Genomic DNA, 8736 nt, shown 5'->3' with positions numbered 1-8736 from the left:
GCTTATAAACCCTCTGATATCAATGTATTTGCTTGATTTATATATTTAATTTTTGACAATACGTTTAAAATTTGTGGGGTGAGGATATGAAAGGTAAAAAATTTGCTTCAATGAAAACTATCGCTCTATTGACTGGAATGACCCTATTGCTTACAGGATGTGTCGTTCCAATGAATGAATCTACGGTTACGAAGCAACAAGTGGCCTCTGCTAAAACTCAACAGGAATCACCATCCGAAAAAGTTGAGCCGGCAAGAAAGAAAAATGGAGATAAAATTGTAATCGGTTTCTCTCAGCGAAGAGTGGCCGGTAGCGACTGGTATACAAATCTAATTCGGGGCGCCGAAGGGGAAGCAAAAAAGCATGATGTGGAACTTGTTGTGCTGGATGCCCAGGGGGATGTAGCAAAACAAGTATCCGGAGTTGAAGATTTAATTGCCCAAGATGTAGATGCAGTTATCATGAACCCGCAGGATCCATCCGGTGTTATACCAGCAACAAATAAATTAGCAGAAAAAAACATCCCATTAATTGCGGTTAACAGTAACCTCGATGCCAAGGCGAATGCCATATCCTTTGTTTCTGATGATCCGAGAGATACCGGCTATAAAACTGGCTGGGAACTGGCTAAAGCTGCTTCGGAAAAATTTGGAGATAAAGTAATCAAAGCGGCCATGATAAGTGGTTATCCGAAGGAACTGGTTTCTCAATATCGCAGAAACGGAATGATTTCAGGCTGGACCGATTTTATGTTGGAAAAATACGGGAAGTCTAATCTTGAGTTAGTTGCAGAACGTTTTGGCAACTGGGTGCCTGATAAAGCCCTGCCGGAAATGCAGGACATTGCAACGTCCCATCCGGATTTACAAGTTGTGTTTTGTATGAGTGATGTCATGTTGCCAGGTATTTTTACTGCACTTAAAAATACGGGTCTAAGTGAGCAAACCCTTATTGGATCAATTGACGGAACAAAAGAAGCGATCAGAAAAATTATTGATCCAAAATCTGGTTTAGTTGTAACCGTAAGTAATGACCCGAGAGTGCAAGGGGCTGACGCAGTAAAGATGGCGATTAAAGTTGTCCAGGGGGAACAAATTCCGGCCCTTCATTATATAGCTAATCCGATTATCAACCGTGACAACGCAGAAGAACTATATGATCCGAATTCCTCTTATTAATAGCCATGCCTAACCGTGTTATAGGAAAACTATCAATTTTATTATAAAAGCTGGGTTTTATAAAAATAGGAGGGAAAATATAATGGCGATTGAAATAAGCTCCTTTCAGTTAGAAGTAAAGCCACAAAGGTCTACACGTATGGATGCTCTATACAAACACATCACTTCTTTTAAACCGGGTATTTGTATTGAAAGAGCCTACTATATGACAGAAATCTATAGACAAAATATGAATTTACCAGCAATAGTTCGTCGAGCTAAAGCGATTGCAAATGTTCTTGAAAATATGTCCATTTATTTAATGCCTGGCAGCTTTTTCGCAGGCAATCAGACTTCCAAACCACGCTGGGCCCCTTTATTCCCTGAATTTGATGTGGAATGGATGGAGGATGAAATACTTAAAGGAACCCCATCTTACCCATGGGATCGCCCTGCTGATAAATATGATTTCAATCGGGGAGACACTGAAAAATTAATAGAAATTATCAACTGGTGGAAAGGCCAGACCCATACAGAGGCGTTGAGAGGACGTCTACCAAAAGAAGCATTGACCACCCACGCCAACATAAAAGCAGCTGACATCGGTGCATATTTCCAGGGGGGAGACGGGCATTTTGCTCCGGACCATAAATGGTTGTTTGAGCATGGTTTACAGCATGTTATAGACCAGTGTGAGGAATATATGGCAAGCTTGGATTGGACAGTGCCGGACACAATTTTGAAAAAAGATTTTTATGAAGCTGCAATCATAAGTTGCAAGGCTACTATACAGTTTGCAAACCGTTATGCTGATCTTGCAGAAAAAATGGCTTCTGAAGAAACGGATGTATCCCGCCATATGGAGCTGAAAGAATTAGCTGAGATTTGCCGTAGAGTTCCTCAATACCCGGCCCGTTCATTCCGTGAGGCGCTACAGTTTATCATTTTCACTCATATTTGTATTCAAATTGAGGATAATGGAGCAGGAATCTCATTTGGACGGTTTGATCAAATTTTGCTGGATCTATACGAGAAGGGAATTGCTGATGGAAGCCTAACCAGAAATGATGCTCTGGAATTAACCGAGAATTTTTACTATCAGATTTATACGATCAATAAGGTAAGAAGTTGGGAGGACACAGATTATTTTCGTGGCGTTCCGATGTTCCAGAATCTTACCGTCGGTGGACAGGACCCAAAGACTAAGAGTGATGCAACAAATGAGCTGAGTTTTATATGCTTGGAAGCCACTGCTAATACCAGGGTGCCTCAGCCGTCATTGACGGTACGTTTCCATAACAAGTCATCACTGGAATTTAAGATGAAGGTAGCTGAGGTAGTCCGTTTAGGAATGGGATTGCCATCCATATTTAACGATGAGGTGTACATCCCCGCGTTGATGAACAGGGGTTATGAACTGGACGATGCTTATAACTATTGTATTATTGGGTGTGTTGAGCCTGGGACTGCCGGTTTGTTGGGGGGCAGAACAGGTGGAGCATGGCTTAACCTTACAAAGATACTTGAAATGTCTCTTTATGGAGGTACTGATCCAAGGACAGGTATACGTTTACACCCAAATCAAAATGACAAAGATTTGGAAACATTTACCTCCTTTGAAGAGGCTAAGGAAGCGTATATTGATCAGTTAGAGTACTACATTAAAATGGAAGCCATTCTTGAAAATACAATCGACCAGCTTTGGGAAGAACGTTTAGAAGAGCCAATCGCTGCAGTCTTTGGATGTCCGACTACTACAATCCCGAGAGGTAAACCGCTGAAAAAAGGCGGAGCTAAATATGATTTGACTGGGCAGCAAACAATTGGAACTGCTAATGTAGCTAACAGCCTGTACGCAGTTAAGAAGTTGATATTTGACGATAAAATTCTTACTGGAAAACAGCTTTTGCATGCACTGAAAACTGAATTCAAGGATATGAATACTAATCCTACAGGTCCGGAAATAAAAGCAATGTGCCTGAATGTTCCAAAGTACGGCAACGATTTAGATGAAGTTGATTTTCTGGCAAGGGACATGCTGGCGCATGCTGCTAATACTCTTGTAACCTATAAAAATACAAGGTATGGAAGAGGACCAATTGGTGGTACGCTGCACTGCTCGACCAGTACGGTTTCAAGTAATACACCCTTTGGTAAAGTTTGCGGTGCTACACCTGATGGCAGAGAAGCTTGGACTTCTGTTGCGGATGGGCAATCTCCTATGAGAGGTACAGATAAGAAAGGTCCGACTGCGGCCACAGCTTCTGTTTCAAAGCTCAATAATATACTTCTTTCATGTGGATCCCTGTACAATCTTAAGTTCGTTCCCGAAGATTTACGATGAAAAAGGAGGAAGCCCAAAATGAGTAATGTAGAGGTGGCCAAAGTGAGGAATGAAAATGTAGTTAACGGTGTAAAGAGAACTGACGGGTTAAGAAGATTTGTTAGTATCATTGACCAATATTTTCAATCCGGTGGAGCCCAAATGCAGTTTAATGTTGTTAATAGAAAAACCCTAATAGATGCCCAAAAAAATCCTGACAATTATTCAGATTTAATCGTACGTGTTGCCGGCTATAGCGCATATTTTACTCAATTATCTAAAGATGTCCAACAAGATATTATAGAAAGAACAGAAGAGCGACTATAATTTTTCTTGTATAAAACAATCCCTATGTTTATATGTGATGGGCAAATTTCAATGTCATACTGAGGGTCCGTAACCTAAACCTTAAATTTACTCAATTAAAAGTTTTGGTGTTAGTTATGAGGGAAGGGCAAGTGTGAGATACTACTGGGCCCTTCCTTGCATCGTATTTATGTTGTAAATCTAAAATTACTCTATATGTTGATTTTATTATATGCACCAGAAATTACGCTGGAAGGTTGAGGTTATAAAGTGATTGGTTGATAGGAGGGATTTTGTGTGGGCATGATTAAAGGGGATCTTTTAAATGCTTCGTCTAAAGACTTGGAAAATGTAACAGGGACATTGACTGAAATTGAACGTTATGCAATACATGATGGACCCGGGATACGCTCTGTGATATTTCTTAAAGGCTGTCCATTAAGGTGTGCCTGGTGCTGTAATCCTGAAACCCAGCAGAGTTATATAGAAATGGCATTTTTTGAAGATAAATGTATTAGCTGCCATAGGTGTATAAAAAATTGTACATTTAATGCTATAACAGTAGTCGACGGGGAAATGATTGTTGACCGGTCAATATGCAGGAAAAACTGTTTTGGCAAAACTGAAAAATTCCCATGTACCCTAGAGTGTTACTCAGGAGCAAGGAAAGCAATAGGAGAGTCCATGACAGTTTTGGATGCTTATAAAGAGGTTATTCGTGATGTATCCTTTTACGAAGAAAGTGGCGGCGGTATAACTATTTCTGGCGGTGAACCTATGTTTCAGGCGGATTTCGTCTATTCCATTTTACGCTACTGTAAAGAACATTGGATAGATACCGCGATGGAGACTTGTGGTGCCGGAACATTAGAAGATTATGCACTTGTTGCTCCTTATCTTGATGTTCTATTTATTGATTTGAAAAATCTTGATGGTAATAAATATAAAGAATGGACTACACACGATAACACTCAAGTTTTAGTTAATATTCAGAGGTTAAGTGAGTTGTCACAAGTATATGGTTTTAAAATGTATATTCGTACTCCTGTTATTCCTGGCTTTAATGATGCGGAACAGAACATCCTTGATATAGGGAATTTCATTAAAGATAAATGTAAAGGTGTCCAAGGGATAGAACTGTTACCGTATCACAAATTAGGCCGCGGGAAATATAAAAGCATCGGAAGAGAATACAAGCTGAAAGATCTAGAGCCTCCAACTAACGAATATATGGTTAAATTAAATAATATTTTATTAGATTTAGGAGTAAGTGTATACCAATTTTAAATCTTTGAATTCACCAAAGTGATCCGCAGCATACAGACTATGTAAAACAATCTCTGCTGTGTTGCTCTATTGCAAAAATAAGTGTTCCACTACGAATCTTCCCTTTGGGAGACGGCGTACCTAAGTTAGAAAAGAATAATTTGTAATCATCATTGAGTTTTGAAAATGACAAATATCCCAGTGTGATGGGTTCCAAGATATAAAAATGAGAAAAGAGGAAAGAACGATGACAACTGGAATGGTTGGTAGCTTTCAGTTTATGAAGTCACTCAATAAATCACTTATATTGAATGAGATTCGTACGGAAGGACCCATTTCCCGTGCGGAAATTGCCAAAAAAACCAATTTGACTCCTCCCACGGTGACCAATCTGGTGAATGAACTATTAGAGTCTAAATTAGTGTTGGAGAGTGATTTGGGTACTTCAACCGGAGGGCGCAAACCGATCATGCTTTGCCTCAATTCTTCTACTTTTCGTGTTATTGGAGTTGATGTAGGAGTCGATAATCTTAAATTGGTTTCTACTAATATTAACGCTGAAGTCATGGATACCCTTCTTGTTAAAATGCCTAATTCATTATCAGCCGAAACATTCATGAATCTGCTGATTCAATCGATTCATGGCATGTTCGCAGAGCTGAAAAATGATACCCTTCTTGGTATTGGTGTAGGTATGCATGGGCTCGTCGACCCTCAAAAAGGAGTGGCCCAATACGCGCCAAATTTAAATCTGCGAAATATTCCTATTCGGGAAAGGTTAGAGGAAGAGTTTCAAATACCTGTTGAAATAGAGAATGATGTCAGAGCGATGGCCCTGGGAGAAAGCTGGTTCGGAAATGGTCAGGGTATCGATAATTTTATCTGTATTAATGTTGGAATGGGCGTGGGGGCAGGCATTATTTTAAACCATAAGCTTTTCACAGGATCAAGCTTTACGGCTGGAGAAATTGGCCATACTACGATCGATGTGGAAGGGCCAAAATGCAGCTGTGGAAATTATGGATGCCTGCAGGCTCTTGTTGCAGGACCGGCAATTACAGCGAGAGCACAAAAGGAAATTCGCCTTGGCAGGAAGAGCCTCATTGAGGAATTCGTACATAGAGATTTGGGTCAGATCACTGGGGAAGTTGTTCATCAGGCTGCTCTCAAAGGTGATCAACTAGCGATTGAAGTCCTTGGAGATGCAGGCCGTTATCTTGGGATCGGAATTGCAAATATGATCAACACGTTAAATCCGGCCAGGATTATACTGGGCGGAGGTGTCTCGAAAGCTGGGGAATTTCTCTTGGCACCTATGAAGGAAATGGTCAAGAAAAGGGCATTGAATTCAACTCCAATCAGTACGACAAATTTAGGGGAATACGGTACGGCTATTGGTGCTGTTACACTGGTTCTTAAGAAGATTTTTTTGCCGGAATATAGCTGAATCGAAGAGATATGCGAAAAGCGGGCATGAAATTCCTGTAAAGGATAGATCACTACCCCAAAACGACATGCCTATTGGAAAGGTCACAGTTCAATTTTCTGTGACCTTTTTGCGTTTATTCACATGTTGTTTAGTTCGTCCAACTGATTATTGAGTGCTTTTAATTCTGCTTCAATTTCATCGAGCTGCTTGTAAAGTGGGGCGGTATTACCTTGTACATATTCAAGTTTTTCCAGGTCATTCTGGAGGCGGACGTATTCGGCTTTAACGTCTTGGATTTTGTATTGGATTTCGGTTTTCTTCACATATATCACCTCATACATCTTTTACTACAGTAGTAGCGTAAAAAATAATTATACCCCGGTATATGTAATAAAAGAATTAATTTTTTATAAATATTGAAAAGACCAACAGTTTAAATAAAACCATCACATTCTGGCTCTAATGAACTGCTTCTTTATAAGAAAATGTCATAAATGATTGAGGAATTCTCAATTAATTAATTTTTGCTATACGTTTTCTAGAACATGTCTTTGAAAACTCATACAACGGTGATCGCTCATATTGATTTACAGTATTGACGCCCATTTTAACAACGCTTTAGGTCTTAAAAGAGCATTTAAACAAATTTGAATAGCGTCCAAAAGTTTTCTTCTGGACGCTATATTAAGAACTGATTATAAAATTGTCAAATAAATCTAACAACATCCTCCAAAGGCAGCCGAGTAGTCTGGAATGCCGGTTCGGCCGCTTTTCCCAACGCAATCAAAACAACTGGTATGTATCTGTCTGATACATTGAATCTCTCACGGAATTTTTGTTTGTCGAATCCGCCCATTGGTACCGTGTCATAGCCTCGTGCTTTTGCGATTAGCATGAGCTGCATCGCGACGAGGCCGGCATCGAATGATGCTATATTTGCTCTTACTTCTGTAGGTGCCAAAGGATATGTTTTATTGGTTCCTTCAATTAAGCGGTTCATGTTCGCTTCATCCATAAAGCCTGCTTCATGCGCACTGCGATAGACTTTCTCCACATTTTCATACATTTCTAAATCGCCTAGAATCGCGATAACAGCAGAGGAAGTTTCAACTTGCTCCTGGTTATTGGCGATAGCTCTCAGCTCTTTTTTTGTTTCTTCATCCTGAATGACAAGGAACTGCCACGGCTGTAAATTGCTTGATGAAGGAGCAAGTGTGGCTTCCTTCAAAATGTCTTCAAGTTCTTCTTTTGAAATTTTATAGTCCGGATCATACTTCCTGACAGAATGTCGTTCACGGATGACCGTTGATAAGCTTTGCTCAGATGCTGACATTTCTATTCCTCCTAAAATCATTTCACTTACTAAAAGTAAGCAACTTTTACAGCTTACTATTTGTAAGTGAAACCTGTCAAAAGATTCGTCTCAACATTCCCCACGTTTTTAAATTACAGTAACTAACACAGGCCCATGTTTCGCATTTTTATCGTTTCGCTTAATTAAGTCCAGTTTTCGCTTAATTGTTGATTTTTTCGCTTAAATAATCGGGGTTTTCGCTTAATTCCCTCGAATTATCGCTTAATTAATCTGATTGAATACTAATAATAGGAATTTTAAGGAATTTAAAGTAAAAATATGTTAGTTTAAACACCTCAAATTAAGCCATTAACCTTAATTTGATCATATTCCTCTCAAAAGAGCATATAAAATGATTGTTTTTTGATCCTAATATCAGCTTTTCCATACTTTAAGAAATATAATAGGTTCCTCTACAAAAAACCTCACCTCAAACCTTCACTTCGATTCACAAAGGTAGACAAAATACTACACAAAATGTTGGGATGAAAGCGGTAACAAAATGAAAAAGACGGGTGATATAATAAATGCAACAAAATAAGTGAATTATTTCACAAACAATACAACTTCAGGGGAGGACAAAGACCATGTCTGTGATCATTAATGAAAATTTGATAAATCTGTGATCTGCTACAAAAGAGGATATAATTGAGAATTTTTGGTCCCCGCTGGTAATGTCCCCCATGTACTCCAGGATGGAATAAACGGGGCAGGCATGAGTCTTTTGCGCTTAAAAAAGGGATAAGCTTTGGTGAGTTCAACGAGATCACGGTTATTATTGTGCTGGCCGCCACACAAGAAAAAAAGCATGTCCGGGCTTTATCCCAGCTGAATAAAATCATCAGGCGTGTTGATTAACCAGTTTTATACAGTAAAATAAATGAAAAAAAGACACTTTTCT

5 protein-coding genes and 1 pseudogene are annotated in these 8736 nt (G+C 39.3%); 4 read left to right on the top strand and 2 right to left on the bottom strand.

The window, feature by feature from the left end; translation table 11 throughout:
* Positions 1 to 86: 86 nt before the first annotated feature.
* From CVD23_RS21285 to CVD23_RS21265, 4 genes and pseudogenes are all read left to right on the top strand, one after another.
* Complete coding sequence (locus tag CVD23_RS21285) at positions 87 to 1178, top strand: substrate-binding domain-containing protein (RefSeq protein ID WP_101667105.1); 1092 nt, start codon at positions 87 to 89, stop codon at positions 1176 to 1178.
* Positions 1179 to 1260: 82 nt separating this feature from the next.
* Positions 1261 to 3807, top strand: a pseudogene (locus CVD23_RS21280) (glycyl radical protein).
* Positions 3808 to 4089: 282 nt separating this feature from the next.
* Complete coding sequence (locus CVD23_RS21270) at positions 4090 to 5073, top strand: glycyl-radical enzyme activating protein (RefSeq protein WP_219619939.1); 984 nt, start codon at positions 4090 to 4092, stop codon at positions 5071 to 5073.
* Positions 5074 to 5299: 226 nt separating this feature from the next.
* Positions 5300 to 6499: an ROK family transcriptional regulator gene (locus CVD23_RS21265; RefSeq protein WP_101667101.1), complete on the top strand. Its 1200-nt coding sequence runs from the start codon at positions 5300 to 5302 to the stop codon at positions 6497 to 6499.
* A 119-nt stretch (positions 6500 to 6618) separates the two neighbouring features.
* On the opposite strand, the gene CVD23_RS21260 is transcribed toward CVD23_RS21265, so the two are convergent.
* Both CVD23_RS21260 and CVD23_RS21255 read right to left on the bottom strand, forming a co-directional pair.
* On the bottom strand, positions 6619 to 6804 hold the full coding sequence (locus CVD23_RS21260) for an SE1832 family protein (protein WP_101667100.1): 186 nt from the start codon (positions 6802 to 6804) through the stop codon (positions 6619 to 6621).
* Between the two features lie 383 nt (positions 6805 to 7187).
* A complete protein-coding gene (locus CVD23_RS21255) occupies positions 7188 to 7814 on the bottom strand; it encodes a nitroreductase family protein (RefSeq protein ID WP_101575138.1) in 627 nt (208 codons plus the stop codon).
* Positions 7815 to 8736 lie beyond the last annotated feature (922 nt).

Origin of the sequence: Bacillus sp. V33-4 (assembly GCF_002860225.1) — a bacterium.
In the GTDB taxonomy this organism is placed as follows: Bacteria; Bacillota; Bacilli; order Bacillales; family Cytobacillaceae; genus Bacillus_BJ; species Bacillus_BJ canaveralius.
Note: the sequence above shows the minus strand (reverse complement) of the source record. Positions and strands in the feature narration are given on the sequence as shown.